The following is a 23,716-nucleotide window of genomic DNA, read 5'->3' on the forward strand; positions in this document are numbered from 1 at the left end:
TCAAGACCCGCTGCCCCGGCATCGCCTGAGCCATCACCTCGGGCGCACCCCGGTCCACGTCGACAATTTTGCCGGTCCCCGGCGCGCGTTACACTGCGCCGCCTTGGCGTCCCCGACCCCGCCCCGCCCGCTCGCCGCGCTCCTCTTCGCCGCCACGATCGGCCTCGGCGCCTGCCTCCTGTTTCAGGTCCAGTTCATCCTCGGCAAGCAGGTCCTCCCGTGGTTCGGCGGCGCCCCGGCCGTGTGGACCACCTGCATGCTGTTCTTCCAGCTGCTCCTCCTGCTCGGCTACGGCTACGCCCACCTCCTGAGCGCCGGCGCCTCGCCGACCCGCCAGCGCAACATCCACCTCGCCGCCCTCGCCCTCGCCCTCGCCCTCCTGCTCGCCCGCGTCGCCCTCTGGCCCTCACCGATCACCCCCTCCGACGCCTGGAAGCCCGGCGAGGGCGAGTCCCCCGCGCTGGCGATCCTCGGCCTCCTGCTGTTCACCATCGGCCCGCCCTACCTGGTCCTGTCCGCCACCGGCCCGCTGCTGCAGAGCTGGTACGCCCGCGTCTTCCCCGGCGCCTCGCCCTACCGCCTCTACGCCCTCTCCAACCTCGGCTCGCTGCTCGGCCTGCTCAGCTACCCCTTCGCCCTCGAGCCCCTGCTCCCGGTCGCCGGCCAGGGCTGGCTGTGGTCGGGCGGCTTCCTGCTGTTCGCCCTCGGCTGCGCCGGCACGGCCATCCTCGCCGGCCGCGCACCTGTCCTCGCGGACAGCCGCACATCACCTGTCCCCGCGGAGCCGCCATCACCTGTCCCCGCGGACAGGCGACCCGCCGCGCCCCCGAGCCCCGCGCGCCAGCTCCTGTGGTTCGTCCTGGCCATGGTCGCCTCGGTGCTCCTGCTCGCGATCACCAGCCAGATCTCGCTCGAGGTCGCCGTCATCCCGTTCCTGTGGATGCTCCCCCTCTCGCTCTACCTGCTCAGCTTCATCCTCTGCTTCGAGTACGAGCGGGCCTACGTGCGCGGCCTCTGGGTCAGCCTGCTCCTGCTCGGCGCCGGCGGCACGGCTGTCGTCATCCGGGTCGGCGTCGACGCCCCCATGCTGGTCCAGCTCGCGACCTACCTGCTCACCCTGTTCTTCGCCTGCATGGTCTGTCACGGCGAGCTGGTCCGCCACAAGCCCGACCCCCGCCACCTCACCAGCTTCTACCTGCTGGTCTCCGCCGGCGGCGCCGCGGGCGGCCTGTTCACCGGCCTCCTCGCCCCCAACCTGTTCCCCGATCTCTGGGAGCTCCCGCTCTCGCTCGTCGCCGCCTGCGCCCTCGCCCTCGCCCTCGCCCGCCGCGGCGCCTGGCCGCGCTCACCGATCGTCCGCAACTGCCTCGCCGCCCTCGGCCTCGCCTACCTGCTCGCGCTCACCGGCGTGCTCGCCTACCACGCCCACCACGAGCTCGACGACCACATCCACGTCTCGCGCGGCTTCTTCGGCGTGCTGCGCGTCGACCAGGACATCGGCGAGAGCGGCGAGCTGCGCACCCGCCTGCGCCACGGTCGCATCATCCACGGCCTCCAGTTCGCCGACCCCGACCTCGCCCGCATGCCGACCAGCTACTACGGCCCCGGCAGCGCGGTCGGCCTGGCGATCCACAACCACCCCCGCCGCGCCCGCAACGAGCCCCTGCGCCTCGGCTTCGTCGGCCTCGGCACCGGCACCCTCGCCAGCTACGCCGCCAAGGCCGACAGCGTCCGCTTCTACGAGATCAACCCCGAGGTCGTCGCCCTCTCCTCCGGCAACCGCCCCTTCTTCACCTACCTGCGCGACTGCCCCGGCCAGGTCAGCGTGGCGATCGGCGACGCCCGCATCAACCTCGAGCGCGAGCCCGACCAGGGCTTCGATGTCCTCGCCCTCGACGCCTTCAGCAGCGACTCGATCCCCGCCCACCTCCTCACCGTCGAGGCCGTCAAGCTCTACCTCCGCCACCTCCGCGACCGCGACTCCGTCCTCGCCGTCCACATCTCCAACCGCTACCTCGACCTCGACCCCGTCGTCCGCGGCATCGCCGAAGTCCTCGGCCTCACCGTCCTCCGCATCGACGACGCCGAGAGCAACGACATGGTCTACAGCAGCGACTGGATGCTGCTCGCCCGCGACCCCGCCGCCCTCGCCGCCCCCGAGCTCCAGCTCGCCGCCGAACCCGAGCCCGAGCGGACCCCCGAGAACGACCCCTGGCCGCTGTGGACCGACGCCTACAGCAACCTGCTGCAGGTGTTCAAGGGCTAGTCACTCGAGCGCACCGCCGTCGATCCAGGCCTCGATCGTCGCCATGTCGTCGACCGTGAGCATGCCGCCGGGCGGCATGGAGCCGCCGACGCCGCCGACCGAGGCCTGGGTGCCGGCGAGCTTGTGAAACAGATAGCTGGTGGCCACGCTGCCAGGCACGACATAGATGAGGGCGGGGGCGAAGACGGCGGGCTTGTTGATCAGGGCCGCGTAGGCGAACGCGGGATCGTCGGCGCCGAGGACGAGGCCCGGCTTGGGGCTGGGCGGGCCGGGGGTCATCTCCCCGTCCGCGGTCTCATGGCAGCGCAGGCAGTTGACCTGCAAGATCGGCCACACGTCGGGCGTGAAGCGCAGCGGGTCGCCGGTGCTCCCGCTGCTCGTCGGCTCCGTGCTCGTCGGCTCCGTGCTCGTCGGCTCCGTGTTGCTGCTCGTCGCCGCGGTGCCACTGCCCGTGCCACTCTCGTCGCCAGTCGATCCGTCTCCGGTCGATCCGCAGGCCGCGAAAAGGAGCGCGAGGGTGGCACATGATAAGCGAGATGGCATGACCCTCGTGGTGACTGGATCCGCCGATTTGCGCAAGTCTGAGAGCGCAGACTTGCTCCGAGGCGATGATTCCCGCGCCGCCCTTGATCAGCCGTTCGATCAGCTCGGGGCAGCGCCCGCCTGCCTACGCGGCGGCCACCGGGAGCGCCCGCTGGTTATAGGTCGACTGCAGCACGGCCCAGCCGATATTGCCGAGCAGCAGCATCAACAGCAGCGCCACCGGAGCCGACATGCTGCCGCGGGAGACCCGCTGCACGCCCTCCGCATACTTCCAGAACCAGTACAGGTTCGCGATCGGCACGATGAGCAGCCAGGCGGTCGGGATCTGGGCGCCATCCTCGTTCATCTCGTTCTTGGTCTTCACGAGCCAGACGATCCCGTAGATCCCGAAAGTGACGATGGGCAGAAAGAACACAGCGGCAGGAGAACGTTGCTTCATGGGGGGCCGCCTTGGTATCTACATTCGCCCCCCGCGGTCAAGACCGCGCGGCGCTCACCACGACACGCGCGCCTTGCCGTCGCCCAGCTGCAGGCCCGGCATCGTCGCCCCGTTCATGACCCCGCCGGTGAACGACGATCCGCCGCCGCCGCCACCACCACCCCACGCACCGCCGCCGCCGCCCGGCCCGCCCGCTCCGCCGCCGCCGCCGAAGTAGCCGCCACCGCCACCGCCACCGCCCGCGCCCGTGAAGCCGGCGCAGCCCAGCTTGCCGACGCCACCGACGCCGCCAACACCCACGACCCCGGGCGCGCCCATGCCCCCCTGGTCCGCACAATTGCTCGTGCCCGTACCACCGATGCCCCCCGCGAGCTGGGTCCCACCCGCACCGCCGGTCTCCTGCGCATTGCCGCAGCCCGTGCCCGCGGTGCCCATCGTCCCGCTGGCCCCGCCCGCCGCGCCGCCGTTGCCCGGGACTCCGCCGGAGCAGGCGCCTTGCGGGCTGCCCGAACCACCACCGCCGCCACCACCGACGATCTTGCGATCCGCCAGCTGCGCCGCGCCGGTGCGCACGTCGCTCGCACCACCGCCCGCGCCCGCCTTGTTCGGCCCGCCGCCGCCCGCCGCCCCGCCGCCGTTGAAGCCCGCCATGCCGCCGACCACGACCACCAGCTTGTCCCCCGGCGTCACCGCCAGGTCACCGCTCGCCATCCCGCCGAGCCCCGCGGTCCCGGTCATCCCCGCCGTCCCCTGCGCGCCCCAGACCTCGAGCTTCACCTTCGTCACGCAGTCCGGCACCACGAACTCCTGGGTCTGCCCGGTGAACGCGAAGTCCTGCATCCCCGCCGCCGCCGCCAGCAGCACATCGACGCACAGCTCCGCCGAGCTGGTGCAGCCGTCCGAGGCCGTCACGCACACCTGCCCGTTCGCGTCGCCGAAGTCGATCGTCACCGCGTTGGTGCCCTGGCCCGCGCTCACGGTCGATCCATCCGGCCCCTTCCACTGATAGTCGGTCGCGCCCGGCAGCTCCGGCACCGTGTACATGCCCTGCTTGGCCCCGCACAGCTCGGTCGGCCCCTCGATCGCCTCGAGGTCGCCGAGCACCGGCAGCATCGTGCACATCGAGTCGGCGCACGCCATACACGCGTCGCACACGATCCCGCAGTCGCCGCAGTTCTGCGGATCAACCGCCGTGTCGACGCACTGGCCCGCGCACAGCAGCTGTCCGATCGGACAGCTATCGACGCACGCCTGGTCGACGCACATCTGCTCGTCCCCGCAGGCCAGACCGCAACCGCCGCAATTCATGTGATCGGTGTTCGGGTCGACGCAGCCCCCGCAGTCGATCTCCGGCGCCACACAGCCCGGCCCCGTCGTCCCGCTGCTGCCCGTCCCCGGCTCCGTGTCCGACACGCCCATCGTCGTCCCGCTGGTCGTCATCGCCTCCGTCGTCGTCCCGGTCGCCGACCCCGTCTCCCCCGTCGTCGGCGCCTCGGTCGTCGGCGCCTCGGTCGTCGGCGCCTCGGTCGTCGGCGTCACCGTCGTCGGCCCGTTCGTCGTCGACGATGTGCTCCCGCTCGTCGACTCCCCGTGGTCGAACCAGCACCGTCGTCCGCGCAGCCAGCGATCACGCTCGCAAGCACGAACAGAGCCCCACACGAACGATCCCGAAGACGATGACGAAGCTGCAACATGGCGCGACCCTACATCGCCCCACGGCGCGCACGCCGTGCCCCGCACTTGCGACCCCTCACGCCGCCAGCCCGCGCGGGCGCACGCCCGCCCTGGTGCGCCGCGGCGCCTCCTGTACTCTCCGCCACCGTGATCCACATCGACGCCATCTCGAAGCAGCACGGCAAGCAGATCCTGTTCATCGAGACCTCCGCAACAATGTTCCGCGGCGAGAAGGTCGGCCTGGTCGGCCCCAACGGCGCCGGCAAGACCACCATCTTCCGCATGATCATGCAGCAGGAGACCCCCGACGAGGGCCAGGTGCGCGTCGACAAGAACATCAGCCTCGGCTACTTCAGCCAGGACGTCGGCGAGATGCAGGGTCGCAGCGTCGTCGCCGAGACCATGGACGGCGCCGGCCCGATCGCCCAGGTCGCGGCCGAGCTCGCCGAGCTCGAGCTCGCCCTCGCCGACCCCGCCCGCGCCGACGAGCTCGACGCCCTCGTCACCCGCTACGGCGAGGTCCAGGCCCGCTTCGAGGAGCTCGACGGCTACGGCCTCGACGCCCGCGCCCGCGAGATCCTCGCCGGCCTCGGCTTCGCCCAGGACGTCATGGACAACGACGTCGGCAAGCTGTCCGGCGGCTGGAAGATGCGCGTCGCCCTCGCCCGCATCCTGCTCCTGCGCCCCGACGTGCTGCTCCTCGACGAGCCCACCAACCACCTCGACCTCGAGTCGATCCTGTGGCTCGAGCACTACCTCCGCGACTTCCAGGGCGCCGTCGTCATGACCAGCCACGACCGCGAGTTCCTCAACCGCCTGGTCACCAAGATCGTCGAGATCGAGGCCGGCGAGCTCGTCACCTACGTCGGCAACTTCGACTTCTACGAGCAACAGCGGGCCCTCGGCGAGGCCCAGGCCCAGGCCCAGTACGAGCGCCAGCAGGCCATGCTCGCCAAGGAGATCCGCTTCATCGAGCGCTTCAAGGCCCAGGCCGGCCGCGCCGCCCAGGTCCAGTCAAGGGTCAAGAAGCTCGACAAGATCGAGAAGCTGGAGCCCCCCCGCCGCCGCAAGGTCCTCTCCTTCGACTTCCGCCCCGCCCCGCGCTCCGGCAACGACGTCATCAAGCTCACCGGCGTCTCCAAGGCCTACGGCAAGAAGATCATTTATGACAACTTCGAGCTGATGGTCCGCCGCCACGAGCGCTGGTGCATCATGGGCGAGAACGGGGCCGGCAAGAGCACCCTATTAAAACTCATCGCCGGCCAGACCCAGCCCGAGCGCGGCACTGTCACGATCGGCGCCGCCGTCAAGCTCGGCTACTTCGCCCAGCACGCCATGGACCTGCTCGACGCCTCCGGCACCGTCCTCGACGCCCTGATGGCCGACTTCCCGCTCGCCTCCATCGGCCAGCTCAAGGCCCTCGCCGGCGCCTTCGGCTTCTCCGGCGACGACGCCGACAAGCCGGTCCGCATCCTCAGCGGCGGCGAAAAGGCCCGCCTGGTCCTCGCCCTCATGCTCTACGACCCGCCGAACTTCCTGGTCCTCGACGAGCCCACCAACCACCTCGACATGGCCACCAAAGACATGCTCGTCGCGGCCCTCCGCGAATTCGAGGGCACCATGATCTTCGTGTCGCACGACCGCAGATTCCTCGCCGCCCTGTCGAACCGCGTGCTCGAGCTCGGCAGCGGCCCCCCGCGCCAGTACGGCGGCGGCTACGTCGAATACGTGGCCCAGTCCGGCCACGAAGCCCCCGGCATGCGCTGACCGCTGCTCGAGGGGCCAGCCCGCGATCGCGGCCCCCCGTCGCCGCCCCCTCGACAACCCCGCGCGCCATCACCCCGCAAACCAGCATATACCTGCCGTCTATGCTGACCGCCTCGCCCCGCTGGACCCTCCTGTTCCCCCTCGCCGCGCTCGTCCTCCCCGCCTGCGGTGACGACAGCACCGGCGAGACCTCGGCCGGCACCGCGTTGACCACCGGCGAGACCGGCACCGCGACCACCGCCCCGACCACCGACACCCCGACCACCGACACTCCGACCACCGACGTGTCGACCACCGGCGGCGGCCAGACCTCGAGCGGCGCCACCACCAGCACGATCAGCGATAGCAGCACCGGCGCCGTCACGATCACCACGACCGACGCCACCACCACCGTCGACCCGTCGACCACCGGCAGCACCGGCGTCAGCTCGGATAGCACCAGTGGCAGCACCGGCGACCCGCCCTGTCCCGACGGCACCATCGTCTGCGAGGGCGACACCGCCAAGACCTGCGACGGCATGGGCGGCTTCAAGAACGAGGAGGCGTGCGCCGGCGTGTGCATCGCCGACGTCGGCTGCAAGCTGTGCGACCCCGGCAGCACCGCCTGCGAGGGCGACAAGGTGCTGCTGTGCGACGACCAGGGCGACAGCTTGAACCCGGTCGAGACCTGCGACGGCGTCCAGGGCGTCACCTGCGACCCCGACGCCGGCGCCTGCGTCGGCGCCTGCGCCCCCGCGGCGCTCGCCCTCTCGTACATCGGCTGCGACTACTACCCGACCGTCACCCTGCAGTACGACCTCTACAACACCAGCCCCAAGGACAACTTCGCGGTCGCCGTCGCCAACACCTCCAACAAGGCCGTCAAGATCACGATCACCCGCGGCGTCAACAACGTCGCCATGGACAACGTCGGCCCCAACACGGTCAAGATCATCAACCTCCCGTGGGTCAACGAGCTGACCAAGAACAACGGCCCCTCCGTGCTGGCCAAGACCGGCGCCTACCGCCTGCGCACCGACGGCCCGGTCACCGTCTACCAGTACAACCCGATCGCCTCGACCACCACCAACGACGCCTCGCTGCTGCTCCCCGTCAACACCTGGACCGGCAACTACCTGGTCGCCTCCTGGCCGCAGTGGAGCGGCATCCCCGGCTTCTACGCCGTCACCGCCTCGCAGGACAACACCAAGGTCACCCTCTCCCCCTCGGCCACCGGCAAGGCCGTGCAGGCCGGCGGCGGCGTCGCGGCCGACGGCACCGGCGTCGTCATGCTCAACACCGGCGACGTCATCGAGGTCATCACCCAGACCAACGGCAACGCCGACCTCACCGGCACCGTCGTCACCGCCGACAAGCCCGTGCAGGTCATCGGCGGCCACAAGTGCACCAACGTCCCCGCCAACGTCAGCGCCTGCGACCACCTCGAGGAGTCGATGTTCCCGATCGAGACCCTCGCCAAGGAGTACGTCGTCGTCCCGCCCGTCCAGGTCCCGAACGACAAGCTCGACAAGGCCCAGTTCGTCCGCATCATCGCCAGCGAGGCCAACACCACCCTCGTCTTCAACCCCGACCAGCCGGTCGCCAAGAACATCGCCAACGTCGGCGACTTCGTCCAGATCCCGACCAGCACCGCCAAGTTCGTGGTCACCGCCGACAAGAAGATCCTCGTCTCGCAGTACATGATCGGCCAGTCGGGCGGCTTCGGCACCAGCGACCCCGCCATGATCCAGGCCGTTAACCCCCAGCAGTGGCGCAAGAGCTACCTCGTCCACGCCCCCACCAGCTGGACCGCCAACTACATCGACTTCATCGCCAAGGACGGCGCCGCCGTCACCCTCGACGGCAACCCCGTCGCCGGCTGGCTGCCGATCGGCGCCACCGGCTACTCCGTCACCCACGCCAAGCTCAACAACGGCGGCGACGGCAACCACACCATCGCCGCCGACGTGGGCGTCGGCATCGCCGTCAGCGGGGTCCAGAACGCCGGCAGCTACTGGTACCCCGGCGGCCTCGACCTCGACGTCATCCCCCAGTGATCAGCCCCGGTGATCAGGCGAGCATCGCCCGGAACACCAGGAACAGCAGCCCGGACAGCAGCATCGTCACCGGCAGGGTCAGCAGCCACGCCGACGCGATCTTGCTGACCGTGTGCATCTGCAGGCCGGAGCCGTGGGCCACCATCGTGCCGGCCACCCCCGACGACAGCACGTGCGTCGTGCTCACCGGCAGCCCGAGCCCCGCCGAGATCCCGATCGTGCTCATCGCCACCAGCTCGGCGGAGGCCCCCTGCGCGTAGGTCAGGTGCTCCTTCCCGATCTTCTCGCCGACCGTGATCACGATGCGCTGCCAGCCGACCATCGTCCCGATCCCGAGCGACAGCGCCACGCCGATCAGCACCCAGTCCGGCGCGTAATCGGTCAGCTTGCGCAGGTCCCCGCGCGCCTCCTTGAGCCTCTGCTTGTCCGCCGGCGCCGCCTTCGCCTCGAGCTTCTTCACCGTCGACTCGATCAGCAGCACGTCGCGGCGCACCATCCAGCGCTGCTCCGCCGGCACGTCCTTGAGCGCGTGCGCCCCCGCCAGCACCCCGCCGAGCTCGTCCAGCTCCGCGTGCAGCCGGACCCGCTCCGGGTCGCCCGCGTCGACCGCCACCGTCCGCGACACCTCGTCGATCGCCCGCGTCGCCTTCTGCAGCTCCGCCGGGCTGACCGCCAGGCGCCAGGCGACGCCCGCCGGCACGACCCCCATCAGGATCAGCATCACCAGCCCGACCCCCTTCTGCCCGTCGTTCGACCCGTGGGCGAAGCTCACCCCGTGCAGGTCCCGATCAGCAGCGCGCGGAACCACGCCGGCGGCGGCTGGCTCCCGACCGGCGGCCGGTACAGCCGTGGATCGCGGATCAGCTTCTTCGCCGCCAGCAACAGGAGCGCCGCCACCGTGAACCCGATCAGCGGCGAGATCAGCAGCGCCAGCCCGACATCCCCCGCCTTGGCCCAATTCACCCCGACCCCGAACTCGTGCCCCGGCAGCAGCGAGTTGGCCAGGCCGACCCCGACGATCGCCCCGATCAACGTGTGCGAGCTCGAGGCCGGCAGCCCGAAGTACCAGGTCCCAAGGTTCCACAGGATCGCCGCCAGCAGCAGCGCCAGCAGCATCGCCAGCCCCGCCCCGGTCCCGCTCGCCACCAGCAGCTCGACCGGCAGCAGGCTGATGATGCTCATCGCCACCGCGATCCCGCCGATGAACACCCCGAGGAAGTTGCAGATCCCCGACACGATCACCGCCGTCCACGGCCGCAGCGCACGCGTGTAGATCACCGTCGCTACCGCGTTCGCCGTGTCGTGAAACCCGTTCACGAACTCGAAGCCGAACGCGACCAACAGCGAGACCGCGAGCAGGAGCAGGGTGCCGGTGCCGATGCTTCCGTCGAACAGCGCTTCCATGGTCACGCTCCTGGCCGTCGTTGGCGTGCCACCGTAGCCCGGGCGTCCGCGCCCTGTCCTGTCACATCGCGGAATCAAGCTTGTCGCCCTCGCGACAGGACCGTCGCGACCGTGTAACGCACAGAAAGTGCGATCTGCGCGTGCCAGCACCGATCCATCGTCCACCCCAGCAGAAATTGCCCCAGCGCAGTCCCCGCGGAGCTTTGCTACCCTCGCCTCACGCGGCACGCCCGCGGCTTACCTTCACTTCTCCATAAGGCACCCATGCGACTGCGATTCTTGCTCCTCCTCGCGGCCCTCCCGGCCTGCAGCGACGACTACGAGTACAAGCCCGACCCTGGCTACGGCGAGCTCGGCGTCGGTGTGTTCCTCTACGAGTGTCCGACCAGCGGCGACCCGTACTGCGCCAACGGCAGCCCGGCCGCCGAGTTCCCGCAGGCCTTCGCCCTCGGCGGACGCATCCACCTCAAGTACAACTGGAAGGACGACAGCGAGCACTTCAGCGACCCCCTGCCGCAGCTGCAGAGCGCCTCGCCGACCCTCCTGGCCCGCGAGAGCGACGGCTTCACCGCCCTCGCCACCGGCTACGCCGCGGTCCTCGCGGTCACCGGCAACAGCGAGATCGTCGACCTCCGCCACCTCCACATCCGCGAGATCGACGCCCTCCGCGTCAGCAACATCGGCGACACCCTCCCGCTGTCCGAGCTCCACCTCGAGGCCGGCGCCGAGACCCTCCTCCAGGCCCGGGCCCTCGACGTCGACGATGTCACCCTCGGCGGCGTCCTCGGCCACGCCTGGACCACCGCCGACCCCGACATCCTCAGCATCACCGCCGGCGCCGACTCCGGCCAGGTCCGCCTCCAGGGCGGCCTCGCCGGCGACACCACCCTCACCCTCACCCTCGGCGAGCTCTCCGTGGCGATCGCCGTCACCATCGAGCCACCCGAGGACGGCACCAGCACCGGCAGCACCGACAGCACCAGCACCGGCAGCACTGACAGCACGGGCGACACCGACGCGACCGGCACCGGCACCGGCACCGACTCGAGCACAGGCACCAGCACCGACACCGGCACCAGCACCGGCACCACGGGAGGTGCCCTGTGACCCGCCTGCTACCCCTCGCCCTGCTCCTCGCCGCCTGCGGTCCGCGCTACGACGGCATCAACATCGAGCTCCACTCCGAGCCGCCCGTGCCCGTGCACGTCAGCGACAACGACTTCGAGCTGCCCGCCGGCATCGCCGTCGTCATCGACGTGAAGCCCCTGAGCTCCAACCAGTTCGACTACTACGAGAGCGACCAGCTCGACCTCCGCAGCGACAACCGCCAGGTCCTGCGCGTCGAGCCGACCGAGAACTCGCGCCGCTTCGTCCTCATCGGCGTGGCCCCCGGCGAGACCTGCGTCCAGGTCGAGGTCGACTACCACGACCGCGGCTGCATCCCCGCCGTCGTCACCGCCCCCGAGCCCTGAGCCCCTCCTCCGCGCAAGCCGGGACATGTCCTCAAGGACATGTCCCGTCCGAGCCCCGCGCTATCTCCCGCCCTCCAGGGTCGCCTTGCGCTTCTGGTAGGCGTCGAGCTCCTTCTCGCTCGGCATCAGCGACAGCAGCGACTCCTGCGTCTCGACCTGCGCCGTCGAGATCAGCGCGCTCAGCTGCGCCAGCTCCTCGGGCGTCACCTGGATGCCGTCGATGAAGCGCTGCGCCAGCACCAGGTCGACCTGCTGCAGCCGCCGCTGATACGCGTTGAACACCGCCAGCCGGGCCGCCGCGCGGGCCCCCGCGACCTCGACCAGGCGGCCCTGGAACCCGACCTTCCCGAGCAGCGAGAACACCGCCCCGGTCCCCGTCATCGCCCACGCCGAGAAGGTCTCGAAGCCCTGCCGGTAGCCCATCAGCACCCCGAGCATGATCGTCACCGTCCCGATCGCGAAGACCACGACCCACATGCCCACCGAGATCCAGGTCGCGACCCCGTCGCCGAGCGCGATCCACTTCACGTGGTCGCGCTGACGGACGTCGAACTCGGCGACCACCGCCCGCCGACTCTCGAGGTCCTGCCGGCGCACCTGGGCCCGGTCCACGGCCACCGACCCGCCCATCTCGATCAACATGCGCCGCGCCGCGTCCTCGCGGCGCACCTGCCCGCAGCGCAGGTTGGAATCGAGGTGCTCGACCACCCCGGCGCGCTGCATGCAGCGCAGCGCCGCCGCCAGCTTGTCGTCGCGCTCGTTCGACAGCGTCGCCAGCTCGAGCAGGCGGTCGACCGCCTGCGGCGTCGTCAGCAGCACCTCGAGCGCCCGCGCGGCCTCGACAGCCACCCCCGGGCTGGCGCTCTCGAGCTCGGCGATCAGCAGATCGGTCTGGGCCACGCCGAGGCGGCCGATCGACTTCACCGCCACCCCGACCATGTCGTAGAACTCCCGCTGCCGCCGCTTGGCGACCACGAAGCGGGCCAGCGTGTGCGAGGCCTCGGCCGCGCGGGCCGTCCCGCCGAAGCGCCCGAGCACCGTCAACGCGTCCCAGGTGAACGAAGCGAACGACCCGGTGTCCACGATCGCCTCGACCTCCTCGAAGCACTGCGCCAGCGGCACCACCCGTAGCGCCCGCAAGGCCCCGCTGCGGGCCACCACCGCCGTCGCCGCGTCGCCGGCCGCACAGGCGTAGCGCGGCGCCCCGGGGAACGGCGTCTGTCCGCCCTGCAGCGCCCACAGCAGGGCCGCCAGCGCCTCGCTGCTGTCGTCGAACTCCGCCGCGAGGGCCCAGCCGAGGCACCGCAACATCAGGTGCTCCCCCTGGTCGCGGGCCACCGCCTCGGCCCGCGCCCGCACCCACGCCGCGTGCTCCTTGCGCCCGCTCGCGGTCGCCAGGGTCCAGTAGCGGATCCACCGATTCGGCTCCTGCGCGCGGTCGCTGTACAGATCCATCAGGCGCCGCGCCGCCGCGTCGTCGCCGGCCACGATCACCAGCGCCGACACCTGCCACGAGCGCGTCCACGAGCCCGAGTGCTCCTCGTCGTCGACGCGGTGATGCGAGTCCGCCGACAGCACCTTGACGAGCGCCTCGCGCAGGCTCGCTAGCAGCGCCGAGCCGCCCTCCCTCGCCATCCGCTCGAGCTGCGCGAGCAAGCTCTCGCGCAGGTGCTCGCCCCCGTCGGCGAGGATCTGCAGCATCTGCTCCGGGCTCGGGGTCGCGGTCGTCAACACAGCGAGATTGTAACGCCACCCCGCTGCGCCGACGCAGATCGCGCGAAAGCCGTGAGCGATCTAGCGCTCCCTCGCAGAGCGGCTCGCCGGGGCTCCCACGCGCCCCTGTGAACCACGTGAACCAAGGGACATGCCGCCCCACGACCGCCCTCGCGGGCTTCGGGTGTAAGCTCGGCGGCGATATCTGGAGGGGGCTCGGCCGTGCAACAAGACCTCGACTTCAAGTTCGACCCGTACCTGCCGCTCCTCGACCCGGAGCGCTTCGCCGACATGGCCTTTTATCGCGAGCTCGAGAAGATCGGCTACCGCCAGGTCCTGCTCGGCGGCACCGGAGCCTCCAACCTCGCCGCCGTCGTCAGCGACATCAAGTCCCACACCAAGCTCACCGTCGTCCTCTACCCGGCCGGCCCCGACTCGCTCGCCCCCGCCGACGTCGTGCTCCTGCCCGACGTGATGAACTCCGACTCGCACTACGCCCGCCCGTTCGGCTCCGGCTCGGTCGCCACCGCGATGAACATCTGCCAGCGCGGCCTCAACTTCATCCCCCTGGCCTACTTCATCCTCGGCAACTCGACCGCCCGCTGGTACTACGACGCCTTCCTCGTGCCCAAGGCCAAGATCATCGTCGGCTACGCGATGTACGCCCGCATGGTCGGCTACCGCTACCTCGCCCTCGACTACGAGGACCCCGCGCTGAGCATCGACCCGCGCCTCATCACCGCCCTGCGCAACATCCAGGGCCTCCACCTCGTCGTCTCCGACGAGTTCACCCCGAGCTCCGCCGCCGACGCCCGCCGGCTCGGCATCAAGACCATCATCACCCCCTCGAACCTCTACGAGGACGCCAACGACCCGCTCGCGCTCGCGGCCGACTTCCACCGCGCCCTCCTGACCGACACAGCGCGCGAGGAGACCGGCCCGCGGTGAACAGCGACTCGAGCATGACGGCCGGGGCGGTGCGCCTCCTCTCGCGCCCGCTGCCGGCGCACGCGCCCGCCGTCCCGTTGCCGCCGCCCGGGCGCCTGCTGCAAGTGTTCACCGGCGCGATCGCCATCGGCTCGACCGCCGCGGCCGTCGGCGCCTACTACATCACCCTCGCCGCCAGCTTCCCGCCGGGCACGCTCGGCCAGTTCCTGCTGGTCCTCGGCGGCCTCGTGGTGCTCTCGATCATCGGCACCTACGCCGTCCACCTGCGCCTCAGCGCCGCCCTCATCGCCTGGCTGCGGCGCCCCGGCGACGGCGTCGCCCTGCCCGCGTGGCGCCAGGCGATCAACTACCCCGCCCACCTCTCGCTCACCGTCGGCCTCTCGGCCCTGGCCGTCTCGCTGCTGGTCGCCGGCATCACCGCGATCACCACCGGCGACGGCGACCTCGGCCTGCACATCGCCGTCGGCGGCACCCTCGCGGCGATCCTCGACGCGATCTTCGCCTGGCTCTACACCGACTGGGCGACCCGCTCCCTGCGCCGCGCCATGGCCGTGCGCGACCCGATGCTCCCCGTCAGCGGCGCCGGCATCGTCAGCCTCGGCCTCGCCGCCAAGATGGCGATCGTCATCGTCGGCGTCTCGGTGGTCGGCTCGGTGGTCGCCGGCACCCTCGCGTACCGCGAGGCCGCCCACGCGATCGCCACCGGCAACCCCGGCTCGCTCGCCCTCCACCTCATCCTCGTCACCGCCACCGGCCTCGCCGTCAGCCTGTCCGGCTGCCTGCTCGTCACCCGCCACACCACCGAGCCCCTGCGCGAGCTGACCACCCTCGTCACCGAGCTAAACCCCGAGCGCTACACCCAGCGCGGCGTGCCGATGAGCTCCGACGAGGTCGGCAAGCTGATGGCCGCCGTCAACGCGATGCTCGGCGGCCTCGAGGAGCGCGACTTCATCAAGGACGCCTTCAGCCGCTACGTCACCCGCCAGGTCAGCGACGTGGTCCTGCAGGGCGGCCTCGAGCTGGGCGGCGAGCTGCTGACCGCGACGATCTTGATGGCCGACATCCGCGACTTCACCTCGCTGTCGGAGCGCATGCCCCCGCGCCAGGTCGTCCGCGTGCTCAACCGCTACTTCACCGAGATGGTCGACGAGTGCATGGAGCACGGCGGCATGATCGACAAGTTCATCGGCGACGCGATCATGGTCGTGTTCGGCGCCCCCGTGCGCCAGCCGCCCGAGCAGTCGGCCCTGAGCGCCGCGAAGGCGGCCCTGGGCATGCGCCGCCGGCTCGAGCGCCTCAACGTCGCCTTCGCCGCCGACGACCTGCCCGCCCTCCGCATCGGCATCGGCGTCCACACCGGCGAGGCGATCGCCGGCAACATCGGCGCGCCGCAGCGCCTCGACTACACGCTCATCGGCGACGTCGTCAACACCGCCGCGCGCATCGAGTCCGCCTGCAAGGAGCTCGGCTGCGACCTCCTCGTCTCCGACGCCACCCGCCAGCTCCTCGGCGAGCGCGCCCGCGTCGGCGAGGCCCGCGTCGTCCACCTCAAGGGCAAGGCCCTGCCGACCTCCGTCCACCCGCTGCTCGCGCTCGAGTGAGCCCGCGTCACGCTCGCGTGCACTCGCCTGCACCCGATCTGGCCGGAGTGAAATAGCGACGCAACCACCCGCGTGGTGCCAGCGTGAAGCGCGACGCGACCACCGCTCACGCTCGCTCGCACGCCCGCGCGACACGCGGCCGTGGACTCGCTGGCACACCCGGCGTAACGTCGATTGTGATGGGAGAACCCGCCGATCTGCGCTCCACCTGGGCCATGCGCCGGACCAGCTACACGCCGGCGCAGGCCACTGTCCTCGTCCACGCCCTCGCCGACGCCGCCCGCGACGCCTGTACCACCCACTTCCCGGCCTCCGAGGGCTATCAGACCTCCGCCACCGAGCTGCACGGCATGGTCGAGGGCGTGCGGGTCTCGGTCTCGAAGGGCGACTTCTCGGCCGTGGTCAGCACCCAGTGCTACCTCGAGCCGATCGGCCCGAGCAGCCGCGAGGTGGCGCTGCGCCAGGTCGCCGCCGTGCACCAAGCACCGCCGCCGCTGCCCAGCATTCGCATGCTCGAGGTCGCCAGGCCCGCGCTCCTGCTCGTCGTCGGCAGCGCCCTCGTGTTCGCCCTCATCTCCACCCTCAGCGCCAGCGGCCTCGGCGGCTACTTCCGCCTCTCGCTGTGGATGAGCTTCATGATCATGATGGCCCCCGCCGTCGCCTGGCTGCTCGGCGCCCGCGCCTCGATGCAGATCGACGCGCTCGCCGCGACCCGCTCGGCCTTCCTCGACCAGGTCCACACCCTCGCCGAGCACGAGTCACGCTGGCGTCGGCTGCTGCACGCGATGCAGGACCAGCAGGCCCTGGTGCTGCAGCACCGGGCGCTGCCGTTTCGCCGCAGCTGACTAGCGGTTGAGCCGCCCGACGATCTCCGCCGGGCTGCGCTCGGCCAGCTGCTTCGCCGCCGCGTCGAGGTCGACCCCGCAGCGGTTGGCCAGCGAGAGCAGCACGAACAGCACGTCGGCCATCTCCTTGTCGACGTCCGGCCCGCCGCGCAGCGCCGCCTCGCCGAGCTGCCCCGACTGGATCAGCAAGCGAGCGACCCCGTAGTCGAGCGGCAGGTGTTCAAGTGCGGCGCCGAAGTTCTCACGGGCCCAGTTCTGCAGCTTGGCGATGTCCATACAACGGTCTCCGGCGCCAGCTTCTCACTCACAGGCTGGGAGCGCAAACCGGTCCGGGACCGTGCAGATGGCCCTTGCGCGCGTGTGCGCGCACTACAGCGACTCGTCGTCGTCGTCGGGCATCATCTCCTCCGGCTCCGTCTTCGGCCGGCGCGCCAGCGGACGCGGGCTCGGCGGCGGCGGCGTGATACGGGTGCGCGGCGCCACGGCCTCGGGCACCGGCGCCGCCGGCTGAGCCGGCACCACCCGCGCCGTCGCGGTCGACACCGGCCGCTCCCTCGTCCCCGGCGCGACCACCTCGGCCGAGGGCAGCGTGTCCGACGGGCTCGGCGTCCGCGTCGGCAAGGGCCCCAGCCCCGGCGCGGGTGCGGTGTTCGGCGGCGCCTCGGCGTCGACCACCGACTGCCCGGTGTGCGGCGAATAGATCGCCTCCGAGGCCGACGATGTATGCGCCTGCATCGGCCCCGAGCTCACCTGTGTGACCACCGAGCGCTGCACCGTCGACGCGCTGCTCGGCCCGCTCAGCCGCGGCGACGGCGTCGGCGAGCGCGGCGGCGTCAACGGCCGCCACAGCCCGCCTGCGTTGAAGCTCTGCCACGCCCACGGCAACCAGCGCACCAGCGACCAGGCCAGCCACAGCGCCCACGCCAGCATCAGCCCGCGGTACCACCACATCGACACCGACAGCACCCACGGCCGCGGCACCAGCCCCGCGCCCGCGTCGCTGGCGTCGACCCGGTCCTGATACCACGCCAGGCTGCTGCCGAACGAGCCGTTGCCCTCGATCTGCATGTCCGGCTGTCCGAGCAGGCCCTTGTGGATCGCCTCGATCATGCAGATGCACGCGATCAGCGTCCAGCTGACCAGCAACAGCTGACGCAGGTCGTACCACCACGCTGGCACCCCGGCGTGATCGCGGCGCCACGCCAGCGCGAGGAACCAGCCGACCACGAGCATCGCCATCGGCACCTCGATCGGCGACAGCCCGAGCCCGAGCAGGAACCACTGGTGCCCGCGCAGCGGCGTCCAGCGCAGCCGGCTGAGCACCGCCGCCGTGATCAGCAGCATGATGACGAACGACCAGAACAGCACCGCCGGCCCGAGCCGCGGCCCGCCGACCAGCAAGATCCAGCGGCTCGTCGGGAACTGCATGCGCACGTTCACGTTGACCGCCGGCGCCCCGAGGTCGACCACCGGCGCCGCGTAGCGCTGGCCGAGCTCATGCGTCTCGCGCCACGCCAGCTCGATGCGCTGCGAGCCCGGCTCGATCGGCAGCCGCACCAGCTGACCGTCCTGGCCGATCGTCTGGCGCTGTCCATTGATCGTCACCGTCTGCAGCAGCGCGTCCGGCGGGATCGTGACCACGTGATGCCCGCCCCGGCTGCTGCGCAGCCCGAGCTCCAGGCGAGCGTCGACCGCCCGCACGCCCGGGTCGAGGCTGAGCGTCGCGCTGTCGATCGTCAGCGTCTGGCCCGGCACGCCCTGCGGCCGCGTCACCGTCAGCGCCACCCGCTCGCCCGGCCACGGCCGCCACTCCCGCAGCCCCGCCTCGCCCTGGCGCACCGTCGGCGCGCCCTCGTGCTCGACGTGCCACACCGGCCCGACCTCGACCTGCCACACCTCCGTCCACGGCTCGCCCGTCGCCGCCGTCAACGCGACCTGCTCCGTGATCGGCAGCACCGAGGTCCAGGTCAGCTCGCTCTGGTCCGGCGCCATGTTGACCAGCACCTTGCCGCCCTCGACCCGCTGCTCCGCCGTCGTCACCGACTCGCCCGGCAGCAGCGGGACCGCCACCACCACCGCCGAACCATTCGGCGTCAGGCGCACGACCCGGCTCGTCAGCTCCCACGACAGCCCCAGCTGCAGCGAGCGCTCGAGGCGGACGAAGGGCGGCAAGTTGCCGACCTCGAGCTCCGCCGCCGGCGCGCTCGCGTCCTGCGGGCTCAAGCGGGTCAACTGCAGGTTGTCGTCGGCCAGCCCGTCCTCGTGCAGGCCGTCGACGGTCCAGCCCTTCGCCTTCGCCTCGATGCGATGCGGCTTGAGCGGCAGGGCGATCTGCACCGTCTCGCGCACCGGCAGCGGCCCCTCGAGCACGATCTCATGGCGACCCGGCGACAGCTGCAGCGTCAGCGTCCCGTCGGCCCCGCGCGCCAGCCCCGAGCTCGTCGGCGCCGCGTCGACGATCACCGAGGTCGGCAACCACTGCTCCGCCGAGCCCGGCAGCGGCACACCGACCGGCGCCGCGACGTGCAGCTCCTGGACGATCCGCAGCCCCTTCTCGCTCGCCTCGATGCGCATCCGCGGGCTCGTCACGCAGCCCGGCAAGCACTCCGGCGCCTCCGTCAGCCGCGTCTTCAGCTCGCCCAGCAGCTCCGCGCTCGGCGTGTCGGCGCGGGCGCTCGCCGGCGCCAACACGCCGGCCCCGAGCACCAGCAACAGCGCCGCCGCCGAGCCCACGCCCGCAGCGGCGCCGCGCGCCCGCCGACGTCCGAACGCGCCGAACACCGCCAACAGCAGCGTCACCAGGAACAGCACGCGGATGAACGCCAGCGCCAGGTTCAGGTGCGGCGGCAGCAGGTACAGGCGCAGCTGTTGGTCGCGCGCGACCGGCCCGTTCCACGCCAGCGACACCGCGCGCCACTGCCAGTCGGGCACGCCCGAGCCGGTCTGCACCACCGTGTTCGCGTCGTACTCGCGCAGCTTCTGTTGCTTGCGCATCAGCGCCTTCTGGCTCCACTCGCCGTTGCTGCTGTTGCTGCTCCCGTACACATCCGCCTTGCCGCGCTCCTGCTCGACCTGGATCTGGTCGTAGGCGCCGCCGTCCTCCGGGATGGCCCCGCCCATCGGCTCCGCCGCGAACCTGGGCGCGCCATCGTCGGGCCGGCCCATCGTGCCCTCCTCGCCGCCGCGGTAGTCCGTGGCCGTCGGCATCGCCTGCGCGGGCATCGAGTCACGCTTGCCGCCGAGCACCCCGAGGCCGAAGCCGTCGTCATCGCTGCGCACCGCGAGCGCCGGGTACAGCCCGCCGCGCACCTGCTGCACGGTGAACGCGATCACGAAGCCCGTCAGCGTCACCAGGGCGCCGAGGCAGTAGATGCGGGCCAGCGCGCGCAGCTTGCCGTCCGGCAGCGCGCGCTGCAGGGCCTCGCCGACCAGCACGAAGATCCACACCGTCCGCGGCGCCATCCACTCCGGGAACGCCAGCGCCAGCGTGACCACGGCCAGCGTGCCCCAGGCCCACCCGTACAGCCTGGCGATCGCGATCGAGATCACCAGCACGAGGAAGATGTCGAGCAAGGTCCAGCGCTGCAGCCAGGTGTCGTCGATCTCATCGACCCCGGTGCTGTGCAGCAGCCGCCAACCCGGCGGCAGGTGGAGTTGCCCCCGCACGCTGGCGAAGTCCTGGTCCCAGTCGACCGCCGACAGCCCCATCTCCAGCCCGCCCGCCGGCACCCGCAGGTCCGCGCTCAGCTGCAGCCGGGTGCTGCGCAGCTCGACCCCCGGCTGGCCGCCCTCGACCAGCGCCGTGATGAACTGCGGGCTCCCGGCCGCCGCCGCGTAGCCCAGCTGCGCCGGCGTGCGCACCTCGAGGCGACGGGTGTTGAACACGTCGCCCTCCAGCATGTCGCGCACCGTGAAGCCGCGACCATCGAAGTCGAGCCACCAGCTGCGCACGAGCGTCAGCTGATCGGGCCCGCGGTCGACCTCGCCGCGGTGGGTCTCGCCCAGCATCATCGCGTCGCCGGGGCGCACGCGGTAGGCCGGCAGGCGCTTCCACTCGTCGGGCAGCAGCGTCTGCTGCGGGTCGACCGCGCTGACGCCCGTGATCTCGACGCGCCGCAGCGTCGGCTCGGCCGCGAAGGCCCAGATCTCCTCGGCCGCCCACGGCCCCTCGCTCGTGCCCAGCCGCAGCTCCGGCAGCGGCCCCGGCCCGCGCGCGTCGATCGCGATCGTCCAGCGCCCCGGACGGATCTGGACCCGCAGTCGCCCGTCGCCCTCGAGCCGCGCCGGCAGCTCGCTGCGCACCGCCATCGGCACGAAGCCGTCGAGCAGCGCCTTGCCCAGCAGCACCTCGCGGTTCTTGCCCGACGCGTGGATCTCCACCTGGGTCGTCACCACCAGCGGGATGCTGTCGGCGATCCTTCGGTGCACCGTCACGTCGAGCAGGTTCTCCTCGCCGCCCTCGGCCTCGCGCTTCTGCAGCCACAGCACGCCGGTGTTGTCGCGCTGCGGGAACGCCACCGCCTCGCTGCGGACCTTCAGCGCCAGCAGCCCCGTCTCCGCCGGCACGCACAGCTTCTCCGGCAGGCTGTCCCACTCGAACACGCCCTGCACGCGGTGCAGACCCGGCTCGAGCTCGATGCCGGGCTTGCCGTCCTTCACCTGCACCACCACCAGCACGTCCGCGACCTTCACCTCCTGCGGCCAGCGCTCGTCGTCCCCGGGCAGCGGCACCCAGCTGCGCTCGAGCACCAGCCACTCCTGCACGAACTCCCCGCGGGTGTCGCCGAGCGCCAGCTCGAGCCGCGACGGCCAGGTGCAGCGGCGCTGGTCGGTGGTCGCGTGGATGTACGGACACGCCGAGCCCGCGACGTCGTGGAGCACCCACGGCACCCACGCCTTGAGCGGCTCGGGCACCTCGGCGGCGGTCAGCGGCGCCGCGTGTACACCGCCGGCGACGAGCCAGGCGAACAGGGCGGCGAGGGTGCACCAGGGGGAGCTACGAGCGATGCGTGCCATGGCGATCAGCCCACAGGGTACAGCGCCGCGTCCCTCGCAGGGGCCCGCCAGCAGGCTCCCCGGCCGCGCCAGGACGCCGTCCACGAGGGCCCGCGCGATCGCGGCGAGAACAACGTCCCGCTGGCAGAGCGCGGCCATCCGGCCTGCCCCACATGGGCCCGCCTTGCGCTCCGACGCGCCCGTGCCGCAGACTCGCGCGCGTGCAATCGCCCACCGACTCGGAGCTGCGCGATCTGTTCGCCGCCACGCGAACGATCGCCATCCTCGGCGCCAACACGGAGCCGGGCAAGCCGGCCTACTACGTGCCGCAGTACCTGGCCGCCCACGGCTTCCAGGTCCACCCCGTCAACCCGAACTTCGTCGGCCGCAGCCTCTTCGGTCACCCCGTCGTCGCCAGCCTCGACGAGCTGGACACCGCGATCGACGTGGTCGACGTGTTCCGCCGCTCCGACGCGCTGATGGCCCACGTCCCCGAGATCCTCGCCATGCACCCCCTGCCGAAGCTCGTGTGGCTGCAGCTCGGCATCCGCCACGCCGAGTTCGCCCGCACCCTCCGCGGCGCCGGCATCCGCGTGATCCAGGACCGCTGCACCCTCGCCGAGCACCGCCGCCTGTTCCCCGCCTGAGCCGCCTCCGCGGCCGAGCACCCCCGCCTGTTCCCCGCCTCCGGGGTGAAAACTGGACAGCCCCGCGTCGCTGCCCTACGCCCGGCCGGTGCCAGCTCGCCGCCTCGCCCTCCTCTGCCTCGCCAGCTGCGCCCCCGCGGTCCCCGACGGCCCGAGTGCACCTGTCCCCGAGGACAGCTCACCCCACGCCGCAGCAGCCGCCGCGGTCCCGGACGGCCGCTCGAACATACCTGTCCCCGAGGACAGCCCCGCCGCGCCACCTGCCCCAAAGGCCAGCCTGGCCCCGCTCCGCCTGCTCCACGCGAACGTCCGCACCTACGCCCCGCTGGCCGACGGCGGCCTGCTGGTGACCCCGGGCCCGACCTGGGTCGAGCAGGGCGGCGACCTCGTCCCCGAGGGCGACACCTCGCTGCAGCGCCTCGACCCCGCGACCGGCGCCCTCACCCCGTGGTCGCAGGAGTGGTCGCCCGCGGCCGCCGGCTGGCGCCTGCGGCGAGGCAGCGACGTCACGGAGCTCGGCCCCGAGGTCAGCGACGACGGCCGCCTGGTCGCCCTCGGCCACGCCTTCGAGCTGCGCGGCGGCCCGCCCGGCGAGCGCAACGAGCTGGTGGCGATCGTCGTCTCGCGCAGCGACGGCAGCGAACCGCGCTGCGTCGGCGTCGGCGTCCCCAGCGACGACCCGCCGCCCTTCTATTGGAGCCGCGACAGCCGCCGCCTCATCGGCGACTGGAGCCTCGCCTGCAGCCCCGACGCCCGCGCCCGCCCGGTCTCGCTGAGCGACGCCGACCCCGGCGAGTGGCCCGGCCGCATGCGCTGGCAGGACCTCGTCGACGGCCGCGGCGGCGAGCTCCCCTACCACTGGGTCTGGGAGGGCCGCGACCCGCTCGGCGACCGCGTCGTCGCCGACTTCTCGGGCCCCGATGGCTCCGGCCTCGAGATCTTCGACCTCGCCACCGGCGCCACCCTCACCCAGCTCGTCGACCCGCCCGCCGAGGAGCTCCGGAGCGGCCGCTGGGTCGCCGCCGACGCCGTGCTGATCGACGTCACCCGCGCGCGCGACCGCGAGTACATCAGCCAGCGCCTCGTGTACACCGACGGCCGCAGCGTCGCCATCACCGGCCCGCGCTGGCAGATCTACACCCGCCTGCCCGACGGCCAGCTGCTGATGAGCCGCGACGGCGGTGTCAGCGTCGAGCAGGGCCGCGTCGACTGGACCCGCCTCCACACCCTGCAGGCCCGCCCGCGCCCGGAGCTCGCGCGCTTCACCTCGGACCGGCAGCTGCCGGCGCAGTGGCAGCCCGGCCTCGGCGGCGTGCTGATCCACGAGCCCGACGAGGGCACGCTCTACCTCGCCGCGATCTGACGC

The 23,716-nt window shown here is 71.9% G+C and carries 16 protein-coding genes and 1 pseudogene; 10 read left to right on the top strand and 7 right to left on the bottom strand.

Features of this window, described 5'->3' with window-relative positions; all coding sequences use genetic code 11:
• Positions 1-103 precede the first annotated feature (103 nt).
• Positions 104-2,266, top strand: a complete 2,163-nt coding sequence (locus IPJ59_RS22365; RefSeq protein ID WP_293273228.1) for a spermidine synthase — start codon at positions 104-106, stop codon at positions 2,264-2,266.
• Here the strand turns inward: IPJ59_RS22365 and IPJ59_RS22370 are convergent, their stop codons facing one another.
• The 3 genes from IPJ59_RS22370 to IPJ59_RS22380 all read right to left on the bottom strand — a co-directional run bounded on the left by IPJ59_RS22370 (position 2,267) and on the right by IPJ59_RS22380 (position 4,787).
• Complete coding sequence (locus IPJ59_RS22370; protein ID WP_293273229.1) at positions 2,267-2,809, bottom strand: hypothetical protein; 543 nt, start codon at positions 2,807-2,809, stop codon at positions 2,267-2,269. It lies immediately after the preceding gene.
• Positions 2,810-2,933: 124 nt separating this feature from the next.
• On the bottom strand, positions 2,934-3,248 hold the full coding sequence (locus IPJ59_RS22375) for a DUF4234 domain-containing protein (protein ID WP_293247917.1): 315 nt from the start codon (positions 3,246-3,248) through the stop codon (positions 2,934-2,936).
• A gap of 54 nt (positions 3,249-3,302) precedes the next feature.
• Positions 3,303-4,787 carry a hypothetical protein gene (locus IPJ59_RS22380; RefSeq protein ID WP_293273230.1) on the bottom strand — a complete coding sequence of 495 codons (1,485 nt, stop codon included), beginning with the start codon at positions 4,785-4,787 and terminating at the stop codon, positions 3,303-3,305.
• A gap of 282 nt (positions 4,788-5,069) precedes the next feature.
• Here IPJ59_RS22380 and IPJ59_RS22385 point away from each other — a divergent pair, with 282 nt between their 5' ends.
• Positions 5,070-6,689: an ABC-F family ATP-binding cassette domain-containing protein gene (locus IPJ59_RS22385; protein WP_293273231.1), complete on the top strand. Its 1,620-nt coding sequence runs from the start codon at positions 5,070-5,072 to the stop codon at positions 6,687-6,689.
• Positions 6,690-6,790: 101 nt separating this feature from the next.
• The gene (locus IPJ59_RS22390) at positions 6,791-8,725 is read left to right on the top strand and encodes an IgGFc-binding protein (protein WP_293273232.1); all 1,935 of its coding nucleotides are present in this window, start codon (positions 6,791-6,793) and stop codon (positions 8,723-8,725) included.
• A gap of 13 nt (positions 8,726-8,738) precedes the next feature.
• Here the strand turns inward: IPJ59_RS22390 and IPJ59_RS38740 are convergent.
• Positions 8,739-10,129, bottom strand: a pseudogene (locus tag IPJ59_RS38740) (inorganic phosphate transporter).
• Between the two features lie 264 nt (positions 10,130-10,393).
• Between IPJ59_RS38740 and IPJ59_RS22405 the strand changes: the two are divergent.
• Both IPJ59_RS22405 and IPJ59_RS22410 read left to right on the top strand, forming a co-directional pair.
• A complete protein-coding gene (locus IPJ59_RS22405) occupies positions 10,394-11,236 on the top strand; it encodes a hypothetical protein (protein ID WP_293273235.1) in 843 nt (280 codons plus the stop codon).
• Positions 11,233-11,601, top strand: a complete 369-nt coding sequence (locus IPJ59_RS22410) for a hypothetical protein (RefSeq protein WP_293247905.1) — start codon at positions 11,233-11,235, stop codon at positions 11,599-11,601. Before IPJ59_RS22405 ends, IPJ59_RS22410 begins: the two co-directional genes overlap by 4 nt.
• Before the next feature lie 60 nt (positions 11,602-11,661).
• Here IPJ59_RS22410 and IPJ59_RS22415 read toward each other — a convergent pair whose 3' ends face one another.
• On the bottom strand, positions 11,662-13,332 hold the full coding sequence (locus IPJ59_RS22415) for a hypothetical protein (protein WP_293273236.1): 1,671 nt from the start codon (positions 13,330-13,332) through the stop codon (positions 11,662-11,664).
• 204 nt (positions 13,333-13,536) lie between these two features.
• On the opposite strand from IPJ59_RS22415, the gene IPJ59_RS22420 reads away from it, so the two are divergent.
• The 3 genes from IPJ59_RS22420 to IPJ59_RS22430 all read left to right on the top strand — a co-directional run bounded on the left by IPJ59_RS22420 (position 13,537) and on the right by IPJ59_RS22430 (position 16,708).
• On the top strand, positions 13,537-14,262 hold the full coding sequence (locus tag IPJ59_RS22420; protein ID WP_293247900.1) for a geranylgeranylglyceryl/heptaprenylglyceryl phosphate synthase: 726 nt from the start codon (positions 13,537-13,539) through the stop codon (positions 14,260-14,262).
• Positions 14,259-15,863, top strand: a complete 1,605-nt coding sequence (locus IPJ59_RS22425) for an adenylate/guanylate cyclase domain-containing protein (protein WP_293247897.1) — start codon at positions 14,259-14,261, stop codon at positions 15,861-15,863. The genes IPJ59_RS22420 and IPJ59_RS22425 overlap by 4 nt, the downstream gene beginning before the upstream one ends.
• 179 nt (positions 15,864-16,042) lie before the next feature.
• Positions 16,043-16,708, top strand: a complete 666-nt coding sequence (locus tag IPJ59_RS22430; RefSeq protein WP_293273237.1) for a hypothetical protein — start codon at positions 16,043-16,045, stop codon at positions 16,706-16,708.
• On the opposite strand, the gene IPJ59_RS22435 is transcribed toward IPJ59_RS22430, so the two are convergent.
• On the bottom strand, positions 16,709-16,984 hold the full coding sequence (locus IPJ59_RS22435; protein ID WP_293247893.1) for a hypothetical protein: 276 nt from the start codon (positions 16,982-16,984) through the stop codon (positions 16,709-16,711). It lies immediately after the preceding gene.
• Positions 16,985-17,077: 93 nt separating this feature from the next.
• Positions 17,078-21,724, bottom strand: coding sequence for a hypothetical protein (locus IPJ59_RS22440; RefSeq protein WP_293273238.1), 4,647 nt, complete (start codon positions 21,722-21,724; stop codon positions 17,078-17,080).
• A gap of 200 nt (positions 21,725-21,924) precedes the next feature.
• Between IPJ59_RS22440 and IPJ59_RS22445 the strand changes: the two genes are divergently transcribed.
• Positions 21,925-22,350 carry a CoA-binding protein gene (locus IPJ59_RS22445; protein ID WP_293247888.1) on the top strand — a complete coding sequence of 142 codons (426 nt, stop codon included), beginning with the start codon at positions 21,925-21,927 and terminating at the stop codon, positions 22,348-22,350.
• 88 nt (positions 22,351-22,438) lie between these two features.
• Positions 22,439-23,713: a hypothetical protein gene (locus IPJ59_RS22450; RefSeq protein ID WP_293273239.1), complete on the top strand. Its 1,275-nt coding sequence runs from the start codon at positions 22,439-22,441 to the stop codon at positions 23,711-23,713.
• Positions 23,714-23,716 lie beyond the last annotated feature (3 nt).

Source organism: Nannocystis sp. (assembly GCF_016714285.1).
Lineage (GTDB): Bacteria > Myxococcota_A > Polyangia > Nannocystales > Nannocystaceae > Nannocystis.

What these genes read in the sequence shown, in the direction of transcription:
- IPJ59_RS22370 (WP_293273229.1), bottom strand. Translation starts at nt 2,809, where the DNA reads ATGCCATCTCGCTTATCATGTGCCACCCTCGCGCTCCTTTTCGCGGCC.
- IPJ59_RS22375 (WP_293247917.1), bottom strand. Translation starts at nt 3,248, where the DNA reads ATGAAGCAACGTTCTCCTGCCGCTGTGTTCTTTCTGCCCATCGTCACT.
- IPJ59_RS22390 (WP_293273232.1), top strand. Translation starts at nt 6,791, where the DNA reads ATGCTGACCGCCTCGCCCCGCTGGACCCTCCTGTTCCCCCTCGCCGCG.
- IPJ59_RS22405 (WP_293273235.1), top strand. Translation starts at nt 10,394, where the DNA reads ATGCGACTGCGATTCTTGCTCCTCCTCGCGGCCCTCCCGGCCTGCAGC.
- IPJ59_RS22430 (WP_293273237.1), top strand. Translation starts at nt 16,043, where the DNA reads ATGGGAGAACCCGCCGATCTGCGCTCCACCTGGGCCATGCGCCGGACC.
- IPJ59_RS22435 (WP_293247893.1), bottom strand. Translation starts at nt 16,984, where the DNA reads ATGGACATCGCCAAGCTGCAGAACTGGGCCCGTGAGAACTTCGGCGCC.
- IPJ59_RS22440 (WP_293273238.1), bottom strand. Translation starts at nt 21,724, where the DNA reads ATGGCACGCATCGCTCGTAGCTCCCCCTGGTGCACCCTCGCCGCCCTG.